Origin of the sequence: Novosphingobium resinovorum (assembly GCF_027922145.1) — a bacterium.
Classification (GTDB): domain Bacteria; phylum Pseudomonadota; class Alphaproteobacteria; order Sphingomonadales; family Sphingomonadaceae; genus Novosphingobium; species Novosphingobium resinovorum.
The window spans coordinates 384,867-409,040 of sequence record NZ_BSFC01000044.1; the positions used below are offsets into that span (position 1 = coordinate 384,867).

Genomic DNA, 24,174 nt, shown 5'->3' on the forward strand with positions numbered 1-24,174 from the left:
CCACCAGAGGTTGCAGTGACAAAAAATCCACACATCATTTCCTGAATGTTTCTGAATTGAAATTTTTCTTGTACCTCGTCTAGCTGCAGTGCAGCAATATTGTGCCGCTGCAATCGAAGTCCGGAACGAGGCTCCATGCAGCGGACGCAGGTGGGACGAAGCATCAAAGACAATAAATTTGTGAGGGAAACACCATGCTCTTGTCCGTCCGCGGCGTCGTCGCCGCCTCTCTCCTTGCGGGCACTGCGCTTTCCGCAACTTCGGCATTTGCGCAGGACGCCGAGGCGCCCAAGGAAATCACGATCACCGGCAGCGCGGCCCTGACCAGCGACTACCGCTTCCGCGGCGTCTCGCAGTCGGGCGGCGACATTGCGATCCAGGGCGGCATTACCGTGTCGCACGCCAGCGGCTTCTACATCGCAACCTGGGGCTCTTCGATCGACCTCGGCTCCACCTACGGCAGCACTGAACTCGACATCTTCGGCGGCTGGACCGGCGAAGTAACGCCCGGTCTTACGCTCGATGCGGGTCTGCTCTACTATGCCTACCCGAACGGCCACGTCGGTAGCGCGGAGTTTTTCGAGCCTTACGCATCGGTATCCGGCCAAGTCGGCCCGGCCAAGGTGAAGGTCGGCGCCAACTACGCCTGGAAGCAGACGGCACTGCCGAACTTCGCGGGCACGGCCAAGCATGACAACCTCTACGTCTACTCCAACGTCGATATCGGCATTCCGAACACGCCGCTGACGGTTTCGGGCCATGTCGGTTACACCGACGGCGCGCTGGCTCCGTGCTACTACTGCAACGCCGACAAGACCGGCATCGACTGGTCGATCGGCGCTTCGGCCACAGTCTACGGCCCGCTTTCGGTGAGCCTGTCCTACGTTGGCGTCAGCGGTCCGAGCATCGACAGCTACACCGACGACACCGTCGTCGCGACGCTGACCGCAGCGTTCTGATCGTCAACGCATAGCAGGAGGGGGCCCGTCCGGAACGATTCGGGCGGGCTTTCTCATTTCAGGTAGAAGTCGATCGTCGTGACGACGCGCACCTTTTTGTAAGGCGTGTCGGACTGCCCCCAGCCACCACCCGAATCGCCGTCCCGCGCCTCGATCGAGAAGTAGCCTTGAGCCGCGTTCTTGATCGCGCCCACTTCGGCGCCGCTGTCCTTGGCGAACTGTTCGGCGGCCGAGCGCGCATCCCGGGTCGCGGCGGCGACCATCTCCGGCTTGATGCCGTTGAGCCGGGTGAAGGTATACGCCATGCCCGAACCTTCCTCGAGCATCACGCCGCGCCGTACGAGGTCGAACTGGCGGCGCACGGCATTCTGCGCGCGCTTTATGTCGGTGGTGCGCAAGCTCACACGCTGGCGCACGGTGAAACTGACGACGCCATTGTCCTTGGTCTGGTTGACGTTGACGCCGGTGGGCTGGAGCGCGTCGGCCGGGAAGCCGAGTTCCCGGAAGAATGCGCCGATCTGCACGGTGTCGCGGTCCACGCTCGCCTGCGCGGTGGCAAGATCGGGTGCGGTCGCGGAATAGCTGATGGTCCAGGTGGCGAGATCGGCGGTGACGTCACGTTCGGCGAGGCCCTTGACCGTGACCGCACGGTCCGCGCGCTGCGCCCGTTTGATGCCGTCACCCAATGCGAAGCCGCCGATGATGATGCCCACCGCCAGGATCGTCGCGCTCGCCAGCCATCGACCGGTTATACCTCCGAGGCGGGCAATGCCCTTGTGCTGATTTTCGACGGAACTATCTTCGCTCATCGCACTCTCCCTGATCGCCGCCGCGTCATGCAGGTCGGCGACTGTATGTGCGATGAATTGCTCCATAACGTCGATGAAATGAAGAAGGCCCTTCCATGACCCGTTATCTCCACACCATGATCCGCGTGACCGATCCGGAAGAGACCATCCGTTTCTTCGAACTCGTCGGGCTCAAGGAAACGCGCCGGTTCTCCAGCGAACAAGGCCGTTTCACGCTGATCTATCTTGCCGCGCCGGGGCAGGAAGAGGCAGAGGTCGAACTGACCTACAACTGGCCTGCAGAGGATGGATCGGCTGAGGCTTACCCCGGCGGTCGCAATTTCGGTCACCTCGCGTTTCAGGTGTCCGATATCTACGAGACCTGCCAGCGGTTGCAGGACGGCGGCGTGACCATCAACCGCCCGCCGCGCGACGGGCACATGGCTTTCGTGCGCACCCCGGACGGCATTTCGATCGAACTGTTGCAGGATGGTCATCTCGAACCCGCCGAGCCCTGGGCGAGCATGCCTAACGTGGGGGCGTGGTAAACGGCTTCAAGGTTCTGTTAACTTTGTGAAACGTCGCGCCTTCGCATTTGCGAAGAAGGCATCCCTACTCATAAGCTGCATCCAGAGGTCGACCGCAGGGGACAGGTCGACTTCTGGCTTTTCAGCCGGGGGAAAGTGTGCGGGGATCGCAGGCATTCATTGATGTCGTCGGCTATGTGCAGGCGTTCGAGCAGGAACTGCTGCTATTCGTGGCGTTTTGGCTTGTCGTCGGTGCGCTGGATGAATTTGCGATCGACCTGCTCTGGATCGGCTTGCGGCTGACCGGCCGCTTACGAGATTCGCACATCGCCAAGGCAGAGATGGTTGTGCCACTCTCCGGTCGTGCCGCCATCATGATCGCCGCATGGCGAGAGGCGGAAGTGATCGGCCACACGATCCGTCATGCGCTGGCCAGTTGGCGACAGCAGGAATTTACGCTTTACATAGGTTGCTACTGCAACGACCCTGACACGATTGCCGCGGTAATCGACGCTGCCTGCGGTGATCCTCGCGTCCGGGTGGTGGTAGGTGACCGACCGGGTCCGACGACCAAAGCAGACTGCCTTAACCGGATTTACGCTGCCCTTTGCGCCGATGAGCATCGCTACGGATGGCGTTATCGGTCCGTCGTCCTGCATGACGCCGAGGACATGGTACATCCGGCGGAACTCGCTGTCATCGACCGGACGTTGTGCTATGCGGATTTCGTGCAACTGCCTGTTCGACCCGAACTGCAGCCAGCCTCCCCATGGGTGGCGGCACACTATGCGGATGAGTTCGCCGAGTCGCATGGCAAAGTCATGATCGTGCGCGATGCGCTGGGTGCGGCGATGCCAGCTGCGGGCGTAGGATGTGGCTTTTCGCGGGAGATGATCGGCCGCATCGCCCGGCGCCGGGGACGAGATGGCGGTCCTTTCGCAGCCGAATGTCTCACTGAAGACTACGAGCTTGGGCTTCTGGTGCGCCGGGAGGGTGGAACTTCGCGCTTTTTACGGGTCCGGGACGAAACCGGCAAACTCGTTGCCACGCGCGCTTACTTTCCAGCTCAGCTTTCCGATTCGGTCCGGCAGAAATCGCGCTGGATTCACGGGATTTCGTTTCAAGGGTGGGATCGGCTGGGCTGGGGGCGGGGACTTGTCGACCAGTGGATGACCGCACGGGACCGGCGGGGTCCGCTTACCGCGTTGGTGCTTGCCTGCAGTTACATACTGTTGTTGATCGACGCCGCATTGCACCTGCTCGAATGGCAAGGGTTCGTCGAAGGCGAGCAGGTGCCGCCGTTGCTGCAATGGTTACTGGCGATCTGCATGGCAAGCTTCATGTGGCGGATCGGTTTTCGCTGCTATTTCACCACTCGTGAGTACGGGTTGGTCGAGGGGCTTGGCGCAATTCCCCGCATCGTCGTAGCCAACGCAATCGCGATTCTGGCCGGACGGCGTGCTCTCATCAGTTACGTGCTGACCTTGAGGGGAGGTGCGGTGCGCTGGGACAAGACCGAACATGTGGGGCACCCGACGCTGCTGGATTCTCATGCGCGAGCAGTCGCACTGTGAGCGGAGGCACCATTTCTCGCGGGCATCCGTTGCTGGCGTTGCTGGCCCTGCTCGGCGGTTGGGTCGGAGGACGGGCAGCCACTTGGGAGCCGGCGGTATCGAACGCAGCACCCGCGGCCTTGGCAGCGACGCAGGGGGGCGCCGTGTTCCAGTCTTTGCCCGGTTACGCGGATTTCGAGCCCCAGGCCCCTCAGGCGGCGCCTTATGCTGCACCGAACGTGCCGCTCGTTCGCTACGCCGTGACCTATCCGGCGGCGGTCGGGCTCGCCCCTTCATCCGGTGCCGACGAGGCATCGGATTTTCCGCATTTGCGCAAGGATTTCGCTGCCTTGCAGCCTCTTCCGCGCTTTTATGCACCCGAGGGGTCGGGGGGCGTCGCTACATCCCCAGCGGCGGATTTACCCATGGCACCCCAGCGGCCACGCCGTTGGTCGATGGATGCGTGGACACTGATGCGGCGTGACAGCGGCATTGCTCCGGCGTCCGTCGGGGCACTGCCGGGAACTTACGGCGCAAGTCAGGCAGGCGGAATCCTGCGGTACCGCCTCGCATTGGCAAGCCCTCATCGTCCGACGGCCTACTTGCGCAGCACTTCGACGACCGGGCGGATTCGCGAGACCATGGCGGCGGTGGGGCTTTCGGCCCGGCCTTTCGCGGCCTTTCCGGTCATCGCGGCGCTGGAGGGGCGCATGACCGACCAGATGGGGCAGCGCAGGGTGCAGGGCGCCGCCATGGCCATCACCGAACTGCCGCCATTCCCCCTGCCGGCAGGCTTTCGGGCAGAGGCTTACGGGCAAGCTGGCTATGTCGCCGGTCGCTACGCGACGCCGTTCGCGGACGGACAATTCCGCGCCGACCGTGGCCTACTGACCTTGGGCGCGGCGGACATGCGGATCGGCGGAGGGCTCTGGGGTGGGGCGCAGAAGGGTGCGGCACGACTCGATGCGGGGCCAACGACCGCGATTACCATGCCGATTGGGCGCGGCATCAACGGCCGGGTCGCGGTGGACTGGCGCTTCCGACTTGCGGGTGACGCCGTGCCCGGCTCCGGCCCCGCCCTCACGCTATCCGCAGGATTCTGAAACGCGCCTTTTCCGCGACGCCATGCTGCGGTAGCGAGTGGGGGCAATGGACGTCTACCTCCCCATCGCCAACCTTTCGGTCAACGGCCTCATCATCGTCGCGCTGGGGGCGCTGACCGGCGTGCTTTCGGGCATGTTCGGCGTGGGCGGCGGGTTCCTGACGACGCCGTTGATGATCTTCTACGGTATCCCGCCTACGGTCGCTGCAGCATCGGCAGCCAGCCAGGTGACCGGCGCCAGCGTCTCGGGCGTCTTCGCGCATACCCGGCGGGGCGGCGTGGACTACCAGATGGGCGCGGTCATGGTAGCCGGCGGCATCATGGGCACCGGGCTCGGCTCGCTGTTGTTCAACCTGCTCGAGCAGTTGGGCCAGATCGATACGGTCATCAACATCCTCTACGTCGTGCTGCTCGGCTCGATCGGCGGCTTGATGGCCAAGGAGAGTATCCAGTCGATCCGCGCCGAGCGGACCGGGATTCCCATCGCCGCCAGGAAGCGCCGCCATCACCCGATGGTCGCCAGCCTGCCGATGCGCTGGCGGTTCTACCGCTCGGGCCTCTACATCTCGCCGCTGGCGCCGCTGCTGCTGGGGATCGGGACCGGCATCTTGACGATGCTGATGGGCATCGGCGGCGGCTTCGTGCTGGTCCCGGCGATGCTCTATATTCTCGGCATGAGCGCCAATGTCGTCGTCGGCACCTCGCTGTTCCAGATCCTCTTCGTGACGATGGCGACGACGATGATGCACGCGCTGACGACTCACGCCGTCGATATCGTGCTGGCCTCGCTGCTGCTGCTGGGCTCGGTGTCCGGCGCTCAGGTCGGCGCGCAGTTCGCGCAGAAGGCCAGCCCGGTGAAACTGCGCCTGATCCTCGCCGTCATCGTGCTGCTGGTCGCCGGGCGCATGGCGCTGGGCCTCGGCTATCGGCCTGACGAGATCTATACGGTCGCGCCGCTGTGAGGGTGTGGCTCGCACTGCTGGCGCTCGTCGCGCTGACCGGTGCGCGCGACCCGATCCTCGTGCCCGAAGTCTCGCAGCATGAAGTCGATCTGCAGCAGGGCTTCACCGGCACCGAACTGCTGCTTTTCGGGGCGGTGCTGACACCGGAAGGCTCCCGCGCGGCGCAGGACTACGACATCGTCGTCGTGCTCAAGGGGCCGACCCAGTCAATCGTCCTGCGCGAAAAGCAGAAGGTCGCGGGCGTCTGGATCAACGCCGCCAGCACCGAACTGCGAAGCGCGCCGAGCTACTACGCCATCGCCTCGAGCCGGCCGATCGCCGACATCGTCGATGATAAGACGGCGGCGATCTATGAGCTTGGGCTCAAGTGGCTGCAGTTGTCGCCGATCGGCGCGATCGATCCGGACGAACAGGCGCGTTTCTCCTCGGGGCTGGTCGATCTCAACCGCCGGATCGGGCTCTACCGCGAGGAGGAGGGCGGCGTCACGGTCAAGGAGCAGGTGCTTTACCAGGCGCGGATCGAACTGCCCTCGCGCGTGCCGACGGGCATCTATACCGCAGAAACTTTCGCCATTTCCAAGGGTAGGGTAGTCGCGTCGGCGAGCAGCCAGGTTGAAGTGCGTAAGCTCGGTATCGAGCGCGCCATCGCCAATTTCGCGGAGGATTACGGCTTCGCCTATGGCCTGCTGGCGGTATTCGTCTCGGTGGCAATGGGCTGGCTGGCCGGCCGCCTTTTCGCGCTGATCTGATATACGATGCCGTCTTTAGGCGGAAATTAACCTCGTCGCTGGTAGCCACCGCAATCGGTTGCCATACAAATGCGATGGGTTGACGAAGCGGATGCATCTCGACGGTCTCGACAGATTTCAAGACCCCCGGACCGATGCGGAGCCGGCCGTCGCGCTTGGGCTCGAGCCGATCGGCGTCGTCCTCGACGTGAGCGGCGCGGGTAGTCGCATCGCCTTCGATCTTGAGCGTCTGAACGAGATTACCGCGGCGGATGATCCTTCGGTGGCGATGTCCGGGCAGGTGAGCAGCCAGGTCAAGATTCGCGTCGGCACCGGCTGGCTGCTGGCCAGCGTCCGTAACCAGAAGCAGGACGGCCGCGTGGCGGGCGTGCTGTCCGAAGTCGATTTTCTCGGTGAGGGTTTAGAGGAGCGCCAGACCGGCCGCATCCACGGGTTCCGGCGGGGCGTCACGCGCTTCCCGATCCCGGGCGCGCTGGTCTACCCGGCGACCAGCGACGACCTTCGGCAGATCTATGCCAGCGACGGACGCTCGGCGATCCAGGTTGGCAACGTCTATCCCACCCGCGACATTCGCGCGGGGCTTTACGTCGATGCGCTGCTGGGCAAGCACTTCGCGCTGCTCGGTTCGACCGGCACCGGCAAGTCGACCAGCGCCGCGCTGATCCTCCACCGCATCTGCGAGCATGCGCCCGAAGGCCACATCATCATGGTCGATCCGCACGGCGAGTACGCGGCGGCGTTTCGCGATACCGGCGTGATCCTCGACGTTTCGAACCTGCAGATGCCGTATTGGCTGATGAACTTCGAGGAGCACTGCGAAATCCTGCTGACCTCTCGCGGGGACGAGCGGCAGCTTGACGCCGAGATCCTCGGCAAGGCGCTGCTGGAGGCGCGCTCGAAGAATCGGCTGGCCGAGCAGATGGGCAAGATCACGGTGGATTCGCCGATTCCCTACCTGCTGTCGGACCTCGGCAATATCCTGAACAACGCGATGGGCAAGCTCGACAAGGGCCATACCAGCGCGCCGTACCTGCGCATCCGCAACAAGCTGGACGAGATGAAGTCCGACCCGCGCTATCAGTTCATGTTCTCCGGCATGCTGGTGGGCGACGTGATGGCGGACTTCATTTCCAAGCTGTTCCGCCTGCCGTCGCGCGGGCGGCCGATCTCGATCATCGACGTCTCCGGCGTGCCGACGGAGATCACCTCCACCGTCGTCGCGGTGCTCAGCCGCATGGTCTTCGACTTCGCCGTATGGGCACGCGAGGAGGAGACGCGGCCGATCCTGCTCGTCTGCGAGGAAGCGCATCGCTACGTTCCGAACGAGCGGAATGCCGATGGCTCGTCGGTGGGTCGCATCCTCTCACGCATCGCCAAGGAGGGGCGCAAGTACGGGATCTCGCTGGGCCTCATCACGCAGCGGCCGTCCGATCTGGCCGAGGGCGTGTTGTCGCAGTGCGGCACGATCATCTCGATGCGCCTGAACAACGAGCGCGACCAGGCTTTCGTGCGCGCCGCCATGCCCGAGGGGGCGCGCGGGTTCCTCGATTCGATCCCGGCGCTGCGCAACCGCGAGTGCATCGTCTGCGGCGAGGGCGTGGCGATCCCGATGCGTGTCTCGTTCGACGACCTCGAGGAGAACAAACGGCCGGCTTCGGCGGACCCCTCGTTCACGCAGCTGTGGAACCGCAGCGGCGGCGAGGAAGAGATGGTCCTGCGCACCGTGCAGCGCTGGCGCGCGCAGGGGCGTTGAACTAACCCTTGAAGGCCCTGCGCCACCGGCCGGAACTGTAATAGGCCAGTGTCAGGATCACCGTCAGCGACGAGCCGACCGGATAGGCCCACCACACCGCCTCGCTGCCGATGAAGGGGCGGGCGAGTGCATAGAAGCCAAGGCGCCCCGGGTAGAGACCGAGGAACAGCAACACCAGCGGCGCTACCACCGCACCATAGGCTCGCATCGTGCCGGTCAGGATCATGGTGATTGACACGATCACGAACGAGGCGGTGCAGACCACCTGGATATGCTCGGCGATGGGCAGGGCGGGGCTCTGGCCGCCGAGGAACAGTGCCAGCAGCGGCCTGTCGAATCCGACGATCAGCGCGGCCACGGCGGTCGACATGACGAGATTGGTGCCCATGCCAGTCAGCGTCACCTTGCTGACGCGGCCATGGTCCCCGGCGCCCAGCGACTGCGCGACCATCGCGCTGACGGCCGAGCCGATCGCGAAGGCGGGCATCTGCAGGTAGTTCCACAGTTGCAGCGAAGCGCCGTAGGCGGCCGCCGCGTCCAGCCCCTCGCGGTTGACGAGGCTCACCATGATGAGGCCCGCCGAGGACACGATCAGCATCTGCGCGCCCATCGGCAGACCCTTGGCCAGCACATAGCGAAGGTCCTCCCCGCGCGGGGTCAGGTAGCCAAGTTCGGGGCCGCGCAGGCGCAGCGGCAGATCCTTGCGGTAGATCACCCAGATCTGCAGCACCATGCCCGCCGTGTTGGCTATGGCGGTGGCGATGGCCGACCCTGCGACGCCCAAGGTCGGCAGCGGGCCGACGCCGATGATCAGCAGCGGGTTGAACACGATGTCGAGCACCACCGCCAGGATCATGGCGTAGAGCGGCGTCTTGGAATCGCCGACGCCGCGCATGCCCATCGAGACGATCATGTTCACGCTCGCCAGCGGGATCGTCACGAAGATCACCTGCAGGTAAGCGAGCGCATCGGCGCGGCTGGCGGCAGGTGTGCCGAGCTTGTCGAGCAGTGCTCCCGCACCGAACCAGCCGATCACGCCGGTCGCGATCGAGATCAGGATGCAGAAGCCGACGCCGGTGCCGAACGTGCGCCGCGCCGCGACGATGTCACGCGCGCCGAAATGCTGGCCCACGCGCACCGTCGTCGCCATGCCGAAGCCGAAGACGGCGGCGAAGACGAGGAACATCACGATGTTGGCGTTGGCTGTCGCCGCCAGCGCGCTCTCGCCCAGCAGGCGCCCGACCCAGATCGCGTTGACCGAACCGTTCAGCGTCTGCAGCACGTTGGACAGCAGCATCGGGATCGAGAAGAACAGCAGCGTCTTCAGGATCGGGCCTTTGGTGAGATCGCCGCGCATCGCCGGGCGCGCGGGCGCTTCGACCTGCGGAGTGTCGGCGGTCGAGCTGTCCTCGCACAGCGGGATGGGCGATGCTTCGTTCATGTGCCTCTCGTGTCGCCCCAAAGATGGATGTGCAAGCGGTCCGTGAACCGCAAGCCATGCTGCGAGCAGAAATCCGCCAGCCAGCCCGACCGTTCCCGGATGACATCGCTGGAGCGGCCTTCGGGCATCAGGAACAGGCGGGCGCCGGGGATGGCGTAAGTCTGTTGCAGGGCCATGACTTCGTCGAGGTCGTCGCGGGTAGCGACCACGAACTTGAAGAAGGCGCGCGGTTCAGCGGCCCAGGCGGCGAGGCGGTCGGGCAGGAGCGCGAGTTCGGCGGGGTTGCCGCTGTGCGCCAGCTTGGGGCTGACGTTGTACTGGTCGATCCGGGCGTCGAGCGCGGGGTGCGGCGCGACGGTGGAGTTCGTCTCGACCTCGACGTGCATGCCGGGGCGGATTTCGTCGAGCGCCTGGACCATGCGGGCCAGCGCCGCGCCCTGCAGCAGCGGCTCGCCGCCGGTGATGACGAGGCGGTCGGGCACCAGATCGGCGACCGCTTGCGCGAGGTCCGCTTCCTCCATCGTCACCTGGTTCTCGCGCCGTTCGAAGGCGAGGTCGTCGCGGTGGAAGCGGTTGTCGCCGGTGAAGCGCCAGGTGTAGGCGGTGTCGCACCACTGGCACGCGAGGTTGCAGCGCGAGAGGCGCACGAAGGTGCTCGGTCGGCCCATCGAGGGGCCTTCGCCCTGCAGCGAGGCGAAGATTTCCGGCTGGCCGGGGGTGGTGGTGGCTAAGGTGAGGGTCATGGTTTCAGTGTCGTAAGGTGACGCAGGTTTACACGGTTTACACGGTCCAGAGGGAAAAGGTGTCACCTTGTGGCTGAAAGTGTCACCTTGCAGGCGAAACCTGTCACCTTGCGGCGAAAAATTGTCACCTTGTGCGGGGAAGGTGTAACCTTGTGAGCGAAGCTGGGCATGGCGCGATCATGGCAGAGGCCGTCGTTGTAGGACAGCGCATCCTCCCCGGTACGGGGAGGGGGACCACCCGCAGGGTGGTGGAGGGGCACAGGCGGCATCGCCGGACTTCGCTGCGCGCACTGCCAAAGGCGCTAGCCTTCGAGGGCACGCGATCCCGCGCGTGCCCCTCCACCATGCTTCGCATGGTCCCCCTCCCCCGATGGGGGAGGATTCAGCCCAGCCGCGCCAGTGCCGCCGCCAGACGCTCCGCCTCGGCCGAGTGCGCGGCGTGGTCGGCGCGGGCCTTCTCGACCGCCTCGGGCTTGGCCTTCTGCGCGAAGGCCGGGTTATCGAGGCGCTTGCCCAGCGAATCCCGCTCCTTGATCGAGGCGGCATGCGCCTTTTCCAGACGGGCCTTCTCGGCGGCGATGTCGATCACGCCTTCGAGCGGGATCGCCAGCATTGCGTCGCCCGCGCCGACCTGCATCGCCGCGCCCGCAGGGGCCGCCTCGAAGCGGATGCCGTCGAGACGGGCGAGGCGGTCGACCACCGCCGGGTTGCGCTCGATCACGGCGCGCGTCTCGGCGGAAGGGTCGGCGAGGTAGGCGGTCAGGCGCGCGCCGGGCGAGATCCCCAGTTCCGCCTTGGCACCGCGCAAGTTGCCGACCAGCGCGATCAGCCACTCGACTTCGGCCTTGGCCTCGGCGTCCACCGCGGCCTCGGGCGCGGGCCATGCGGCGACGATCAGTTCGGCCTCGCGGGTGCCGGTCTTGCTCCACAGCTCTTCGGTGACGAAGGGCATGAAGGGGTGCAGCATGACGAGGATCTGGTCGAGCACCCAGCCGGCGACGGCCTTGGTCTCGTCATCGAACGAACCCTTGATGAGTTCGATGTACCAGTCGCAGAACTGGTTCCAGACGAAGTGGTAGATTGCGTTTGCGGCCGCGTCGAAGCGCAAGTCGGCCATCGCCTTGTCGAGCGCGGCGACGGTCTCGACCACTTCGCCGATGATCCAGCGGTTGACCGCCGAAGTCGCCTTGGGCGCGGCGACCGAAGTGCTGCCGACGATGCCGTTGGACTGGCAGAAGCGCGCGGCGTTCCACAGCTTGGTGGCGAAGTTGCGGTAACCCTCGACGCGCTTTTCATCCATCTTCACGTCACGGCCCTGGCTTTCCATGGCGGTCATGAAGAAACGCAGCGCGTCGGCGCCGTATTGGTCGATGAGGCCCAGCGGATCGACGACGTTGCCCTTGGACTTGGACATCTTCTGCCCGTCGGCTGCGCGCACGAGGCCATGGAGGTAGAGCCGCTTCCACGGCACTTCCTTCATGAAGTGGATGCCCTGCATCGCCATGCGCGCATCCCAGAAGAACAGTATGTCGAAGCCGGAAACGAGCAGGTCGTTGGGGTAGTGCTTCTTGAGCAGCGCCGAATCCTGATCGGGCCAGCCCAGCGTCGCGAATGGCCACAGCGCCGAGGAGAACCACGTATCGAGCACGTCGTTGTCACGGGTCAGCGCCTTGTTGCCGGCAAGGGCCTGCGCCTCTTCCTCGGTCTCGGCGACGAAGATCTCGCCGTCTTCGGTGTACCACGCGGGGATGCGGTGGCCCCACCACAGCTGGCGGCTGACGCACCACGGCTGGATGTTCTCCATCCAGTTGAAGAAGGTCTTCTCCCAGCTCTTGGGCACGATCTCGATCGAGCCGTTGCGCACGGCTTCCATCGGCGGGATGGCGAGCGTGGCGGCATCGACGTACCACTGGTCGGTCAGCCACGGCTCGATCACCACGCCGCCGCGGTCGCCGTAGGGCGTAGCGATGGTGCGCGGCTCGGCGTCGTGCTCGACTTCGTTGCCTTCCTTGTCCTTGGTCACGTGCGGGATCAGGAGGCCCAGTTCCTTCATCGCCTCGACCACGGCGGCGCGGGCGTCGAAGCGGTCCATGCCGAGGAAGTGGTGCGGGATCAGGCCGTCCGCCGTCTGGCAGACCTTCGCTTCGGCATCGAGCATGTTGAGCATGTCGCGCGCCTCGATCCCGGCGCGCTTGCCGACCTCGAAGTCGTTGAAGTCATGCCCCGGGGTGATCTTCACCGCGCCCGAGCCCAGTTCCGGATCGGCATGCTCGTCGGCGACGATGGGGATCTCGCGGCCCGTGATCGGCAGGGTGACGGTGGCCCCGCGCTCCAGCAGCGGCTTGTAGCGCTCGTCGGCGGGGTTCACCGCGACCGCCATGTCGGCCAGCATCGTCTCGGGGCGCGTGGTGGCGACCTCGATATGGCCCGAACCGTCCGAGAGCGGATAGTTGAAGTGCCAGAAGTGTCCCTGGATCTCGCGCGTCTCGACCTCGAGGTCGCTGATCGCGGTCTTGAGCTTGGGGTCCCAGTTCACCAGCCGCTTGTCGCGGTAGATCAGGCCCTGGCGGTGCAGGTCCACGAAGACCTTGACCACGGCCTTGGTGAAGTGCGGGTCCATGGTGAACTGCTCGCGGCTCCAGTCCATCGAGCAGCCGAGGCGGCGCAGTTGGCCGGTGATGGTGCCGCCGCTCTCGGCCTTCCATTCCCAGACCTTCTCGATGAAGGCCTCGCGCGTGTAGTTGGTGCGCTTGTCCTGGCGCTGCTCCATCTGGCGTTCGACCACCATCTGGGTGGCGATGCCGGCATGATCGGTGCCGACCACCCACAGCGCGTCCTTACCGCGCAGGCGCTCGTAGCGGATCACCACGTCCTGCAGCGTGTTGTCGAGCGCGTGGCCGATGTGCAGCGAGCCCGTCACGTTCGGCGGCGGGTTGACGATGGTGAAGGGCGCGGCGTCGGGGCGCTCGGGGCGGAACAGGTTGTTCTGTTCCCAGTGGGCGTACCACTTGGCCTCGATCCCGGCGGGGTCGAAAGTCTTGTCGAGAGCGGGTTCTGCGATTTGGTCGGTCATGGCGTCGGTCATGGCCGGGGCCATGCCAAAGGGCGGGTTTCGGCGCAAGGACGATTCCCCGTCATCCCAGCGAAGGCTGGGACCGCTGGCCGCGTAAAGCCCACCCCTCGGCAGGGCGTACTGACGATAGGTGGCATTAACAGGCCAGCGGTCCCAGCCTTCGCTGGGATGACGAAGTGTGTTGGGTGACGGGGTGCAATCAAAGTGACACATCTCGTCGCCAGCATGGAACATCTTGCCGGTCCATGGTTTTTCCCCCAAAGCGAGCGAACATGCGGGAATGGGCTGAATTCACCCTGTCGGAAAACGACCAAGGCGCCGACCATGTCCTGGCGCTGAAGGGACCGCTTTGCGTTCATTCGCTGGGCAATCTTGACGCCAAGCTGCATGGCCTGAGCGGGAATTTCACCCGCGTGGACATGTCCGGCGTCACCGACATCGACACCACCGGCGCCTGGCTGGTCACGCACTACGCCAACCAGCGCGGGCTGGAGATCACCGGAGAAAACGAGCAGGCGCGCCGTCTCTTTGCCGCCATCGGCAACATGCACGAGCATGAGGCCGAGCCGGAGCCGAAGCTGCCCTTCATCACCCGCCAGTTGGACGAACTCGGCGACCTGATGGCGAACTGGGGGCATGGCATCGTCAAAGTGCTCGACTTCCTGGGCGAACTGATCCTCGCCCTCGGCGCGGTGATCCGCCGGCCGTCGAAGCTGCGCGGCACGGCGCTGGTGTTCCACATGCAGTACGTGGGCATCAACTCGCTGTGGATCATCGGGCTGATGAGCTTCCTCATCGGCATCGTCATCGCGCAGCAGGGCGCGGTGCAGCTCGCGCAGTTCGGCGCGGAGTTCTATACGATCAACCTGACCGGCCGCCTGTCGATGCGCGAACTGGGCATCCTGATGACCTCGATCATGGTCGCGGGTCGTTCGGGATCGGCCTTCGCCGCGCAGATCGGCACGATGAAGCTGACCGAAGAAGTGGACGCGATGCGCACCATCGGCGTTTCGCCGGTGCAGGCGCTGGTGGTGCCGCGCGTGCTCGCCTCGATGCTGATGATGCCGCTGCTGGGCTTTTATAGCTCGGTCCTTGCGATCATCGGCGGCGCGACGATCGGCGGCCTTGCGCTCGACATTCCGTTCTGGACCTTCCTGCAGCGCACGCAGGAAGTGGTGCCGATCACCGACGTCTACATCGGCCTGATCAAGGCACCAGTCTTCGCGCTGATCGTGGCGCTCGCGGGGTGCTATCAAGGCATGCAGGTGACCGCCAACGCCGAGGAAGTCGGCGCGCGCACGACGCAGGCGGTGGTCACCGCGATCTTCACGGTGATCGTGCTCGACGCCTTCTTCGCCATCTTCTTCACGAAAATCGGTTGGGCATGACGGACCTCTCGGACGATTATCAGGGCGAATACCCGATCCTCGTCGAAGGGCTGCGCAGCGCCTTCGGCGACCACGTGATCCACGACGACCTCGACCTCAAGGTCAGAAAGGGCGAGATCCTGGGCGTCGTCGGCGGTTCGGGCACCGGCAAGTCGGTGCTGATGCGCTCGATCATCGGGCTGCAGCAGCCGGCCGAGGGCAGCATCACCGTGCTCGGCCACAAGATGGGCGAGGCGACCGAGGACGAGGATATCGACTTGCGCTCGCGCTGGGGTGTGCTGTTCCAGGGCGGCGCGCTGTTCTCGACCCTGACCGTGGGCGAGAACGTGGAGGTCCCGCTCAAGCAGTTCTTTCCCGAGATCACCGACAGCTTGCGGGCCGAGATCGCCCGCTTCAAGGTGCGCCTTTCGGGGCTCCCGGAAAACGCCGCGTTCAAGTTCCCGAGCGAGCTTTCGGGCGGCATGAAGAAGCGCGCAGGGCTTGCCCGCGCACTGGCGCTGGACCCCGAACTGCTGTTCCTCGACGAGCCGACCGCGGGCCTCGACCCGATCGGCGCTGCCGCGTTCGACAGCCTGACGCGCGAGCTGAAGGAAACGCTGGGGCTCACCGTCTTCCTCATCACCCACGATCTCGACACGCTCTATGCGATCTGCGACCGCGTGGCGGTGCTGGCCGACAAGAAGGTCATCGCGGTGGGGACGATCCCGGAACTGCTGGCGCTCGACCATCCGTGGATTCAGGAATACTTCAACGGCCCGCGTGGTCGTGCGGCGCTTGCCGCGAAGGACGATCCGCCAATGTCCGAACAGGCATTGCCGGAACACATGAAATCGGAACATGGGGCCGCCGAGGCGGTTCAAGCTAGTTCGCCGTCCGACACGGACAGCAAGAAGTCGGAGGCATAGGGGCGCAGGCGATGGAAACCAAAGCCAATCACGTCTGGGTCGGAGTCGTCACGCTCGTCCTGCTGGCGGCGCTCGCGGCGTTCGTCATCTGGATCGCGCGGCTCAACGAAGGCGCCCAGAACGAATACGACATCTTCTTCAAGCAGTCGGTCGACGGCTTGGCCAAGGGGTCGGAAGTCGGCTATGCGGGCGTGCCTTCGGGGCAGGTCACACAGATCGAGCTATGGCCGCAGGACCCCAGCTTCGTGCGCGTGCGCGTCAAGGTCGATGAGAAGGTGCCGATCACGGTGGGCACCACCGCGACCATCCAGGGCAGTTTCACCGGCGTTTCCGACATCCAGCTGGAAGGCGCCGTCAAGGGCGCGCCGCTGCTGACCGAGCCCGGGCCGGAAGGCGTGCCGGTCATCCCGACCAAGCGCGGCGGCTTCGGCGAACTGCTGACCAACGCGCCGCTGCTGATGGAACGCCTCGCCACGCTGACCGAGAACCTCAACCAGCTGATGAGCGCGGAAAACCGCAAGTCGATCACCGGCATCCTCGCCAATACCGACAAGATGACGAAGGACTTGTCGCAGGCGACGCCGCAACTGCGCGCGACGATGAGCGAGCTGCAGGCGACGCTCAAGCAGGGCACTCAGACCCTCGCCGCGTTCGAGGGCGTGGCGCACAAGGCCGACGACCTGCTGGGCGACGAAGGCAGTTCGCTGGCCGAACAATTGCGCAAGACTCTGGCCTCGGCGCAGAAGTCGATGGACCAGCTCGACAAGACGATGGCCCATGCTCAGCCCGCGCTGGATCAGGTGTCCGAGCAGACGCTGCCTGCCGCCGAAAGCGCGATCCGCGACTTGCGCGCGACCAGCAAGGCGCTGCGCAGCCTGACCGAGAAGATCGACGAGCAGGGCGCCGGAGCGCTGCTCAAGGGGCAGAAGCTGCCCGACTATAAGCCGTGAGGGGTATCGCGATGAACCGTTTTGGCCATGGACTGATGGCGGCCGCTGCCGCGCTCACCCTGTCGGCTTGCGTGAGCCTCGGCACCAAGCCGCCCGACGAACTACTCAAGCTCACCGCGCAGGACGGCGCGCCGGTCGGGGCGACTGCGAGCGGCCAGTTGTCGGATGCGATCGTCGTGCTCGATCCCGAATCCGATCGCGGCCTTGACGTGCTGCGGGTGCCGGTGACGGTGGACAGCTCCAGCGTCGCCTATCTCAAGGACGCGTTGTGGGTGGAGAAGCCCACGCGCCAGTTCCGCTCGCTGCTGGCGGAGACCCTGCGCGCGCGCACCGGACAACTGGTGGTCGAGGGCGGCGACTTCGAGGTCACCGGCAAGACGCTGATCGGCGGTCGGCTGCTGCAGATGGGCTATGACGCGCAGCGCAGCGCCGTAGTGGTGCGCTTCGATGCGGTGCGCTCGGAACGCGGCACCGGCCCGCTCCAGACGAAGCGCTTCGAAGCCGTGGTGAACGGCGTCGAGGCCAAGGCCAAGCCGGTGGGTGCAGCACTCAACCAGGCGGCGAACGACGTCGCGCGGCAGGTGGCGGACTGGGTCAAGGGCTGACCGCTTCGCTGCGTGGAGCGCGGCCGGAGTTTCGCGAAGGGCCAGGATTAATTTAAAAAGTCCATGGGAAGCGCCTTCGCGATATAAAAGAGACGAAGGTAAAAAGTTTTCATTCGCATATTGCGCTTAAATCACGGCAAACGAATGAATTGACGGGAAACGGTTGAAAATACCGTTTATCGACATTTGTTTCTGTTGCTTGTCGGCAACAGTGACGCTTTGATGACAATCCAGAAACAACTCTTTGGTTTGACGGCAATTTCGCTCCCGCTAAGGGGCGCCTCCCTGCTGCCGGTAACGGTGCGGGTGCGACAAGAATATTGCAGGAGCATACCATGAAGAAGTTCGTCCCGGTGGCCGTTGCCGCCGCGCTGTTCGCCGTTCCGGCCGCCGCCCAGGCACAGGCTTTCGTGCAGGTGGAAACCGGTCTCGACTCGATCTCGGTCGGTGGCGAATCGGACGAGGGCGTCGCCTACGGCATCAGCGCCGGCTACGACATTCCCCTGTCGAACGGCCTGTTCGTCGGCATCCAGGGCACTGCCGCCGACAGCACCACCAAGGAATGCGCGTCGGCCGGTGCCGAGCGTCTCTGCATCAAGACCGGCCGCGATCTCGCCGCTGTCGTGCGCCTCGGCACCCAGGTCGGTGAGCGCAGCAAGATTTACGTGCTCGGGGGTTACACCAACGCCCGTCTGCGCGTGACTTACACCGATGGTGTCGACAGCTACGGCGAAGGCGCCAATGGCGACGGCTTCCGTCTCGGCGCAGGCGCTCAGTACGACCTGTCGGACCGCCTTTTCGTGAAGGCCGAGTACCGTTACTCGAACTACGAAAGCGATTTCAGCCGCCACAACGCGCTCGTCGCGCTGGGCGCCAAGTTCTGATCTCAGGACATGGGGCGGGCGCCGTAGGCGTCCGCTCTTGCCAAAAGACCCGCCCGGCTCTCGCCGCGGCGGGTTTTTTCCGTTTCAGCGGGAGAGTGCGGCCAGTGCGATCGCCAGCCTGAACGCCTCGAACCGGGCGGCGCGGCGTTCGGTGGCTTCCCAGTCCTCGCCCCAGAGTTCGACCTGCCAGTCGGCCTCCAGTTCGGCGGCCTTCCACAAGGCTTCGGCATCGGCGCCGGGACGGATCGCCTCCAGCGCGATGACCAGCGAGGCGGAGAGGCTCGACAGCATCTTGAGCGCGGCCAGTTCGAAATCGCTGCAGGCGTCCAGTTCGCTGCGCAGACACGCCAGCGTCGGTTCCGGCTGCGGCTTGTGGATGATGCCGGAGATGCGTGTGAAAGTGACGCCAAGCCGCGCCTCTGCGGATGAGAGCACGGGCTCCCACATTTCCATCTGCCGCTTGTAGAGCGCCTCGTCCGGGTCGGCGCGGTAGCACAGGGTATCGGTTTCGGCGTAAGGCAGCAGTTCGGCGATGACGGTGCCGCGCGCGGGCGCGACGGCGTCGATCGCGAAGTCGGCAAGGTCGCGGTAGTGGAAGGTCGCGGTGTCGATCTCCTCGCCCTGTCTGGCCCATTCGGCGGCCAGCGCCCGCGCCAGCGCCTGCGTCGGCACGACTTGCGGGCGGCCGCCTGCGGTGCGGATTGGGCGGCCGTCGAGGACCGCGCGCCAGCCCGAGTCTTCCGGGCCGTTTTCGGTCTGCTCGGCGGTCGCTTCCTTGTAGAAACGCTTCATTTGGGTGTGCGCCACTTTCTGATGAGAATCGCGGGCAGGACGAAGGCGTCGATCAGCCCGTTGGCGAGGAGGAGATAGGCGACCCATGCCGGTGCGCCGGGAAAGATACGGCCTTGCGTCATCAGCAGGCCGAGCACGACGAAAGCGACACCGGCGATGCGCACGATATTGATGATCGCGAAGCGCAGCGCTGCGGGATCGCGATCGGGTTTCGGCTGGCTCACCTGAGCAAGTGCTCCAGCAACTGCGCCGGGGTCTCGGCGACCATTTCGGCGCCCGCTTCGGACAGTTCGCGCGGGTGGTGATAGCCCCAATCCACGCCGACCGCGCGGACTTGCGCGGACGTCGCCATCTGCATGTCGTAGGCCGTGTCGCCGATCATCACGGCTTCCGACGCCTGCGCGCCCGCTTCGAACAAAGCCTCTTCCAGCATCGCGGGGTGGGGCTTGGAGGGATGACGGTCGGCGGTCTGGAGCGTCACGAAGAGGTCGGCGATGCCGTTCGCCTCAAGGCAGAAGCCGAGGCCGCGATCCGACATGCCGGTGGCGACGCCCAGCGTCCAGCCATTCGCATGAAGGGCGCGCAAGGTGTCCTCGATCCCCGGGAACAGCGGCTGGGCGACACGGCCCTGTTCGCGCGCGGTGCGGAACGAGAGCTTGTAGGCCTCGGCCATGGCGTGTTGCTGCTCGGCGTCCGAATCGGGCAGCAACTGGCGGATCGCCTGAGGCAGCGAAAGCCCGACCGCACGCCGGATGCTCCCGCGCGTCGGTGAAGGCAGCGAGAAGGCGGCGAAGGCCGCCTCCATCGCCTCGCAGATCGGCGCCTGCCCATCGACGAGGGTGCCGTCGCAGTCGAAGACCGCCAGTTTCACCGGGACCTGCCTCGCGGCGCGCCGCCGGGCTTGGGGCCGGAGCGCGCTGCGCCCGTGCGCGGACCGGAAGGCTTGCCACCGGGACGTGCGGGCTTGCCGCCCGGCTTCCCGAACGACTTGCCCGCAGGCTTTCCGGGCGCCTTTCCGCCGGGCTTGCTGCCGGGCTTGCTCAGCCGCGTCTGGCCCGAGCCGGGGCCATCGCTGCGCTTGCGGCGCTCGCCCCGGCGTTCCTTGCGGTATTCCTTGGCGTGCTGCTTGGCGGCCTTCTTCTGGTCTTCCTTGGTGAACTCGGCCGGAGCCTCGATCTCGGTGTCGCCTTCCGATTCGACGAAGCCCAGCTGCTCCAGCGAATTGGCGAAGTGCTCAGGGAGAGGGGCGGTGACGTCCAGCGGGGCGCCGTCCGGGTGCTCGATCAAGAGGCGGCGTGCGTGGAGGTGCATCTTGCGGCTGATCGATCCGGTCAGGAATGCCTCCTGGCCGCCGTACTTGCCGTCGCCGACGATCGGGTGGCCGATCGCCGCCATGTGGACGCGCAGCTGGTGGGTGCGGCCGGTCAGCGGGTGAAGCTCGACCCAGGCGGCGCGGTTGCCGGCGCGGTCGATCACGCGGTAGCGGGTGCGGGCGGTCTGGCCTTCCTTCTCGTCCACGTGCATCTTCTCGCCGCCGGTGCCCGGCTGCTTGGCGAGCGGCAGTTCGATCATGCCGTCGTTGATGCTCGGCACCCCGACCACCAGCGCCCAGTAGATCTTCTTGGCGGTGCGGCCGGAGAACCGCTTGGAGAAGAACGCCGCGCTGCCCGGGGTGCGCGCGATCAGCAGCACGCCCGAGGTGTCCTTGTCGAGTCGGTGGACGAGGCGCGGGCGCGGGCCTTTCTCGACATAGGCGTCGAGCAGGCCGTCGACGTGCTCCTTCATGCCCGAGCCGCCCTGCGTGGCGAGGCCCGGCGGCTTGTTGAGCACGATCGCGGCCCGGTCCTGCGTCAGCACCATCGAATCGGCGAGTTCGATCTCGGCCTCGGTCAGTTCGCGGCGCGGGCGTTCGCCGCTCGCCGAAGCCTTCTGCTCGCCGCCGGGCGGCACGCGCAGGGTCTGGCCCGCTTCCAGCCGGGTGTCGACGTCGGCGCGCTTGCCGTCGACGCGAATCTGGCCGGTGCGCGCCCAGCGCGAGACCATCGCGAAGCCCACCTTGGGCAAGTGCCGCTTGAACCAGCGGTCGAGGCGGACGCCGTCGTCATCCTGACCGACGGTGAATTGACGGACGATATCGATATTGCTCATGCCACGCTCCGCATAACAAAAAGGCCGAGGAACAGGCCGCCGAATCCGGCGAGCAGTGACAGGGCGGTATAAAAGGCAGCGGTGGCGATCTCGCCCCGCTGGATCAAGGTGGCGAAATCGAGGCTCATCGACGAGAACGTCGTGAAGCCGCCGAGCACGCCCACGGTGACGAACAGGCGGGTGCCTTCGCCGGTATTGCCATGACGGGCGAACCAGCCGGTCACCAGTCCCATCAGCAGGCTTCCCACGACATTGACGGTCAGCGTGCCATAAGGAAAGACGCCCGCGCGCACCGGGCCGAGCGCAGCGGTCCAGCCGCGCCCGACGAGGAAGCGCAGCCACGAGCCGAACGCGCCGCCGAGGGCCACATAAAGAGAGGCCAGTATAAAGGAAGATTGGGGCATGGCGCCGCCTTAGCCGCGAATCGCCGGAATTCCAATCCGCCCTACCAGAGCCGCTGCACTGCAAATCCGTCGAACAGCGCTTCGTAGGAAATGAGCACCATGTCTTCGGCCTGCGCCTGTGCAATCAGCAGGCGGTCGAACGGGTCCTTGTGAGCGATGTTCATCTGCCCGGCGAGGCGGGCATGCGTGATGCTGATCGCCAGTTCGTCGAACCCTTGCGCCGCGATGATGCTTTCGAAATCCCGCGCGAGCACGGCCGCGCCGTCCAGCTTGCCGATCCGGTGCTTGGTGGCGATCTCCATCGCGGAAGCCGCGCTGATGGCTACAGTGTTGGTGGTATCGGCGATCGCCTCGCGGGCGCGAACCGACAGATGATCGTCGCCCGCCAGCCACCAGATCAGTGTGTGCGTGTCGAGCAGCAGCCTCAATCGAGGTTCCAGGCGCCGAGTTCATCAGCGGGAAGTGGCTCGAAGAAGGCATCGTCCACGCTGATCGCGCCCTTGAGCGCGCCGAACTTGCGTTCGCCGATCGGATTTATCGGGACCAGACGCACGGCAGGAACGTTGCCGCGTGCGATCACCACTTCTTCGCCCGCCAGCACGCTGACGATCAGGCGGGATAGGTTGGTCTTGGCCTCGTGGACGGAAACCTGAGTCATCGTGATGCTCCTTAGCCAGATATATAGCTAAGGAGATGCATTGCGGCAAGCTGCAGGCTTTGCGGGTGATTGGTCTTGTCTTCGAGCCGTCACTTTGCTAACGGGCCGCTCAATCAGCTGCCTCCGAGTCCGGCGGCGGCCTTTTATTGGCTCTAGATTCGCAGCACGCCGCGCCGAACCGGATGCGTGGCGGCTTCGTCTGTTTTGTGAGGTGTTTCGGTTTATGCAGATTCTCGTCCGCGACAACAACGTCGATCAGGCTCTTCGTGCGCTCAAGAAGAAGCTGCAGCGTGAAGGCGTGTATCGTGAGATGAAGCTGCGCCGTCACTTCGAGAAGCCGTCGGAAAAGCGCGCTCGCGAAAAGGCTGCCGCCGTTCGCCGCGCTCGCAAGCTTGAGCGCAAGCGCGCCGAGCGCGACGGCTCGAAGTAAGAGCTTTCCTGCGCTTTTGCGCAGGGCATCTTTAAATCTGGATCAGCGGCTTGAATGCCGCGCCGGGTTGAGCCATGAGGGCGCGGAATCACCATTCCGCGCCCTTGGTGCATCTGCAAGGGATGCCAGCCCGGGCGCTTCAAAAGAATACGAGGGCCACAGACGATGACAGAGATCACCCGCGTTGCGCTGCAGCCGATCGAAAAGGGCGCTGTTTCCAAGATCTGGATCGGTGTCGTCGCGATCGCTCTGGCCTCGGCCGGTGTGGCCTATGCCGCGCTGCCGCCCGCGCCCACCGTCAAGACGCTGACCGCCGGCACCGGCGCCTCGCCGACGATGGAAGACGTCGTGCTCATCAACTACAAGGGCATGCTGACCGACGGCAAGGTGTTCGACGAGAACAAGAACTACCCCAACCCTGTCGCGCAGTTCGTGCCCGGCTTCTCCAAGGCGCTGATGAAGATGCAGCGCGGCGGCAAGTACGACGTCACGATTCCCGCCGAGCTGGCTTACGGCGCCAACCCGCCCGCCGGTTCGCCGATCCCCGCAAACGCCGACCTCAAGTTCGAAGTCGAACTGATCGACTACAAAAGCCTCGCCGAAATCCGCCAGCAGCAGCAGATCCTGCAGCAGCTCCAGCAGATGCAGGGCGGCGCTGGTGCTCCGGGCGGCGTTCCGGGTGCACCGGGCGCGATGCCTCCGGGCGTCGAAGCACCGGCTGCTCCGGCTCCGGCGCAGTGAAGGCAGCGATCGCGGCGCTGCTCCTCGTGGCAGCGCCCTCGGCCGTGTTCGCGCAAGCTGCCCCAAAGCCCGCTGCCCCGGCGGCGACGCCTGCGGCTCCGCAGGTCAAGGTCGAGGCGATCAAGGCCGGGACCGGCGGCAAGCCGCCCGAGCATGGCTATGTGCTGATCAACTACAAGGGCATGCTGCAGGACGGCACCGTGTTTGACCAGAACGAGCAGATGCCGATGGCGCTGGACGAAGTCGTCCCCGGCTTTGCGCAAGGGTTGCTCCAGATGGAGCGCGGCGGGCGCTACCGCCTGACCATTCCGCCTGAACTCGGTTACGGTGCGCAGGCGTCCGGCCCGATCCCGGCGAATTCCACGCTGGTCTTCGAGATCGACCTGCTGGATTTCAAGACGCCTGAGGAAATCCAGGCGATGATGGCGCAGATGCAGGCTCAGGCGGCCCAGCAGCAGGGCGAGGCAGCCAAGCCTGCGCAGTGACACACCGCTCGTCATTGCGAGCGTAGCGAAGCAATCCAGGGCAGCGCTCACCGCCCTGGATCGCCACGGCCCTTCGGGCCTCGCGATGACGAAGGTGGGGCAGGGAACTTGAAGCCGCAGCGCCCCGCTGCTAG

At 65.4% G+C, this 24,174-nt stretch carries 26 protein-coding genes; 15 read left to right on the top strand and 11 right to left on the bottom strand.

Annotated features, from left to right (window positions below):
- Window positions 1–194 precede the first annotated feature (194 nt).
- Window positions 195–959: a TorF family putative porin gene (locus PKE80_RS24515; RefSeq protein ID WP_271184716.1), complete on the top strand. Its 765-nt coding sequence runs from the start codon at window positions 195–197 to the stop codon at window positions 957–959.
- A gap of 53 nt (window positions 960–1,012) precedes the next feature.
- Here PKE80_RS24515 and PKE80_RS24520 read toward each other — a convergent pair whose 3' ends face one another.
- Entirely contained in the window at window positions 1,013–1,768 is a 756-nt protein-coding gene (locus PKE80_RS24520) for an SIMPL domain-containing protein (protein ID WP_271184717.1), read from the bottom strand.
- 95 nt (window positions 1,769–1,863) lie between these two features.
- Here PKE80_RS24520 and PKE80_RS24525 point away from each other — a divergent pair, with 95 nt between their 5' ends.
- From PKE80_RS24525 to PKE80_RS24550, 6 genes are all read left to right on the top strand, one after another.
- A complete protein-coding gene (locus PKE80_RS24525) occupies window positions 1,864–2,295 on the top strand; it encodes a VOC family protein (protein WP_271184718.1) in 432 nt (143 codons plus the stop codon).
- A 137-nt stretch (window positions 2,296–2,432) separates the two neighbouring features.
- Complete coding sequence (locus PKE80_RS24530; RefSeq protein ID WP_271184719.1) at window positions 2,433–3,848, top strand: glycosyl transferase family protein; 1,416 nt, start codon at window positions 2,433–2,435, stop codon at window positions 3,846–3,848.
- Between the two features lie 581 nt (window positions 3,849–4,429).
- Complete coding sequence (locus PKE80_RS24535) at window positions 4,430–4,930, top strand: hypothetical protein (protein ID WP_271184720.1); 501 nt, start codon at window positions 4,430–4,432, stop codon at window positions 4,928–4,930.
- A 46-nt stretch (window positions 4,931–4,976) separates the two neighbouring features.
- The gene (locus PKE80_RS24540; RefSeq protein WP_036523649.1) at window positions 4,977–5,891 is read left to right on the top strand and encodes a sulfite exporter TauE/SafE family protein; all 915 of its coding nucleotides are present in this window, start codon (window positions 4,977–4,979) and stop codon (window positions 5,889–5,891) included.
- A complete protein-coding gene (locus tag PKE80_RS24545; protein WP_008828323.1) occupies window positions 5,888–6,640 on the top strand; it encodes a TIGR02186 family protein in 753 nt (250 codons plus the stop codon). Before PKE80_RS24540 ends, PKE80_RS24545 begins: the two co-directional genes overlap by 4 nt.
- Before the next feature lie 91 nt (window positions 6,641–6,731).
- On the top strand, window positions 6,732–8,393 hold the full coding sequence (locus tag PKE80_RS24550) for an ATP-binding protein (RefSeq protein ID WP_271184721.1): 1,662 nt from the start codon (window positions 6,732–6,734) through the stop codon (window positions 8,391–8,393).
- A gap of 1 nt (window position 8,394) precedes the next feature.
- On the opposite strand, the gene PKE80_RS24555 is transcribed toward PKE80_RS24550, so the two are convergent.
- The 3 genes from PKE80_RS24555 to PKE80_RS24565 all read right to left on the bottom strand — a co-directional run bounded on the left by PKE80_RS24555 (window position 8,395) and on the right by PKE80_RS24565 (window position 13,650).
- A complete protein-coding gene (locus PKE80_RS24555) occupies window positions 8,395–9,834 on the bottom strand; it encodes an MATE family efflux transporter (protein WP_271184722.1) in 1,440 nt (479 codons plus the stop codon).
- Window positions 9,831–10,577: a 7-carboxy-7-deazaguanine synthase QueE gene (locus PKE80_RS24560; RefSeq protein WP_271184723.1), complete on the bottom strand. Its 747-nt coding sequence runs from the start codon at window positions 10,575–10,577 to the stop codon at window positions 9,831–9,833. Before PKE80_RS24560 ends, PKE80_RS24555 begins: the two co-directional genes overlap by 4 nt.
- Before the next feature lie 382 nt (window positions 10,578–10,959).
- Complete coding sequence (locus tag PKE80_RS24565; RefSeq protein ID WP_271184788.1) at window positions 10,960–13,650, bottom strand: valine--tRNA ligase; 2,691 nt, start codon at window positions 13,648–13,650, stop codon at window positions 10,960–10,962.
- Window positions 13,651–13,922: 272 nt separating this feature from the next.
- On the opposite strand from PKE80_RS24565, the gene PKE80_RS24570 reads away from it, so the two are divergent.
- The 5 genes from PKE80_RS24570 to PKE80_RS24590 all read left to right on the top strand — a co-directional run bounded on the left by PKE80_RS24570 (window position 13,923) and on the right by PKE80_RS24590 (window position 18,382).
- The gene (locus tag PKE80_RS24570) at window positions 13,923–15,038 is read left to right on the top strand and encodes an ABC transporter permease (RefSeq protein WP_271184724.1); all 1,116 of its coding nucleotides are present in this window, start codon (window positions 13,923–13,925) and stop codon (window positions 15,036–15,038) included.
- Window positions 15,035–15,943, top strand: a complete 909-nt coding sequence (locus PKE80_RS24575; protein ID WP_271184725.1) for an ABC transporter ATP-binding protein — start codon at window positions 15,035–15,037, stop codon at window positions 15,941–15,943. Before PKE80_RS24570 ends, PKE80_RS24575 begins: the two co-directional genes overlap by 4 nt.
- 11 nt (window positions 15,944–15,954) lie before the next feature.
- The gene (locus tag PKE80_RS24580) at window positions 15,955–16,893 is read left to right on the top strand and encodes an MlaD family protein (RefSeq protein WP_271184726.1); all 939 of its coding nucleotides are present in this window, start codon (window positions 15,955–15,957) and stop codon (window positions 16,891–16,893) included.
- An 11-nt stretch (window positions 16,894–16,904) separates the two neighbouring features.
- On the top strand, window positions 16,905–17,498 hold the full coding sequence (locus tag PKE80_RS24585; RefSeq protein WP_271184727.1) for an ABC-type transport auxiliary lipoprotein family protein: 594 nt from the start codon (window positions 16,905–16,907) through the stop codon (window positions 17,496–17,498).
- A gap of 335 nt (window positions 17,499–17,833) precedes the next feature.
- Entirely contained in the window at window positions 17,834–18,382 is a 549-nt protein-coding gene (locus PKE80_RS24590) for an outer membrane protein (protein ID WP_036523667.1), read from the top strand.
- An 84-nt stretch (window positions 18,383–18,466) separates the two neighbouring features.
- On the opposite strand, the gene PKE80_RS24595 is transcribed toward PKE80_RS24590, so the two are convergent.
- The 7 genes from PKE80_RS24595 to PKE80_RS24625 are packed head-to-tail and all read right to left on the bottom strand — an operon-like array spanning window position 18,467 to window position 22,384.
- On the bottom strand, window positions 18,467–19,174 hold the full coding sequence (locus PKE80_RS24595) for an ATP12 family chaperone protein (protein WP_271184728.1): 708 nt from the start codon (window positions 19,172–19,174) through the stop codon (window positions 18,467–18,469).
- On the bottom strand, window positions 19,171–19,398 hold the full coding sequence (locus PKE80_RS24600; protein WP_008832571.1) for a hypothetical protein: 228 nt from the start codon (window positions 19,396–19,398) through the stop codon (window positions 19,171–19,173). The genes PKE80_RS24595 and PKE80_RS24600 overlap by 4 nt, the downstream gene beginning before the upstream one ends.
- Window positions 19,395–20,045, bottom strand: coding sequence for an HAD-IA family hydrolase (locus tag PKE80_RS24605; RefSeq protein ID WP_008832570.1), 651 nt, complete (start codon window positions 20,043–20,045; stop codon window positions 19,395–19,397). The genes PKE80_RS24600 and PKE80_RS24605 overlap by 4 nt, the downstream gene beginning before the upstream one ends.
- A complete protein-coding gene (locus tag PKE80_RS24610; RefSeq protein ID WP_069708083.1) occupies window positions 20,042–21,322 on the bottom strand; it encodes an RluA family pseudouridine synthase in 1,281 nt (426 codons plus the stop codon). The genes PKE80_RS24605 and PKE80_RS24610 overlap by 4 nt, the downstream gene beginning before the upstream one ends.
- Window positions 21,319–21,726 (bottom strand): fluoride efflux transporter CrcB, encoded by a 408-nt coding sequence (gene crcB, locus PKE80_RS24615; RefSeq protein WP_069708082.1) that lies wholly within the window; start codon window positions 21,724–21,726, stop codon window positions 21,319–21,321. Before crcB ends, PKE80_RS24610 begins: the two co-directional genes overlap by 4 nt.
- Window positions 21,727–21,767: 41 nt before the next feature.
- The gene (locus tag PKE80_RS24620) at window positions 21,768–22,154 is read right to left on the bottom strand and encodes a type II toxin-antitoxin system VapC family toxin (RefSeq protein ID WP_069708081.1); all 387 of its coding nucleotides are present in this window, start codon (window positions 22,152–22,154) and stop codon (window positions 21,768–21,770) included.
- Complete coding sequence (locus PKE80_RS24625; protein ID WP_008832566.1) at window positions 22,151–22,384, bottom strand: type II toxin-antitoxin system Phd/YefM family antitoxin; 234 nt, start codon at window positions 22,382–22,384, stop codon at window positions 22,151–22,153. The genes PKE80_RS24620 and PKE80_RS24625 overlap by 4 nt, the downstream gene beginning before the upstream one ends.
- A gap of 223 nt (window positions 22,385–22,607) precedes the next feature.
- On the opposite strand from PKE80_RS24625, the gene rpsU reads away from it, so the two are divergent.
- The 3 genes from rpsU (at window position 22,608) to PKE80_RS24640 (ending at window position 24,040) form a co-directional block, all read left to right on the top strand.
- Window positions 22,608–22,814, top strand: a complete 207-nt coding sequence (gene rpsU / locus PKE80_RS24630) for a 30S ribosomal protein S21 (protein ID WP_008832565.1) — start codon at window positions 22,608–22,610, stop codon at window positions 22,812–22,814.
- Between the two features lie 165 nt (window positions 22,815–22,979).
- Complete coding sequence (locus PKE80_RS24635; protein ID WP_271184729.1) at window positions 22,980–23,555, top strand: FKBP-type peptidyl-prolyl cis-trans isomerase; 576 nt, start codon at window positions 22,980–22,982, stop codon at window positions 23,553–23,555.
- Window positions 23,552–24,040 carry an FKBP-type peptidyl-prolyl cis-trans isomerase gene (locus PKE80_RS24640; protein WP_008832563.1) on the top strand — a complete coding sequence of 163 codons (489 nt, stop codon included), beginning with the start codon at window positions 23,552–23,554 and terminating at the stop codon, window positions 24,038–24,040. Before PKE80_RS24635 ends, PKE80_RS24640 begins: the two co-directional genes overlap by 4 nt.
- Window positions 24,041–24,174: the final 134 nt, after the last annotated feature.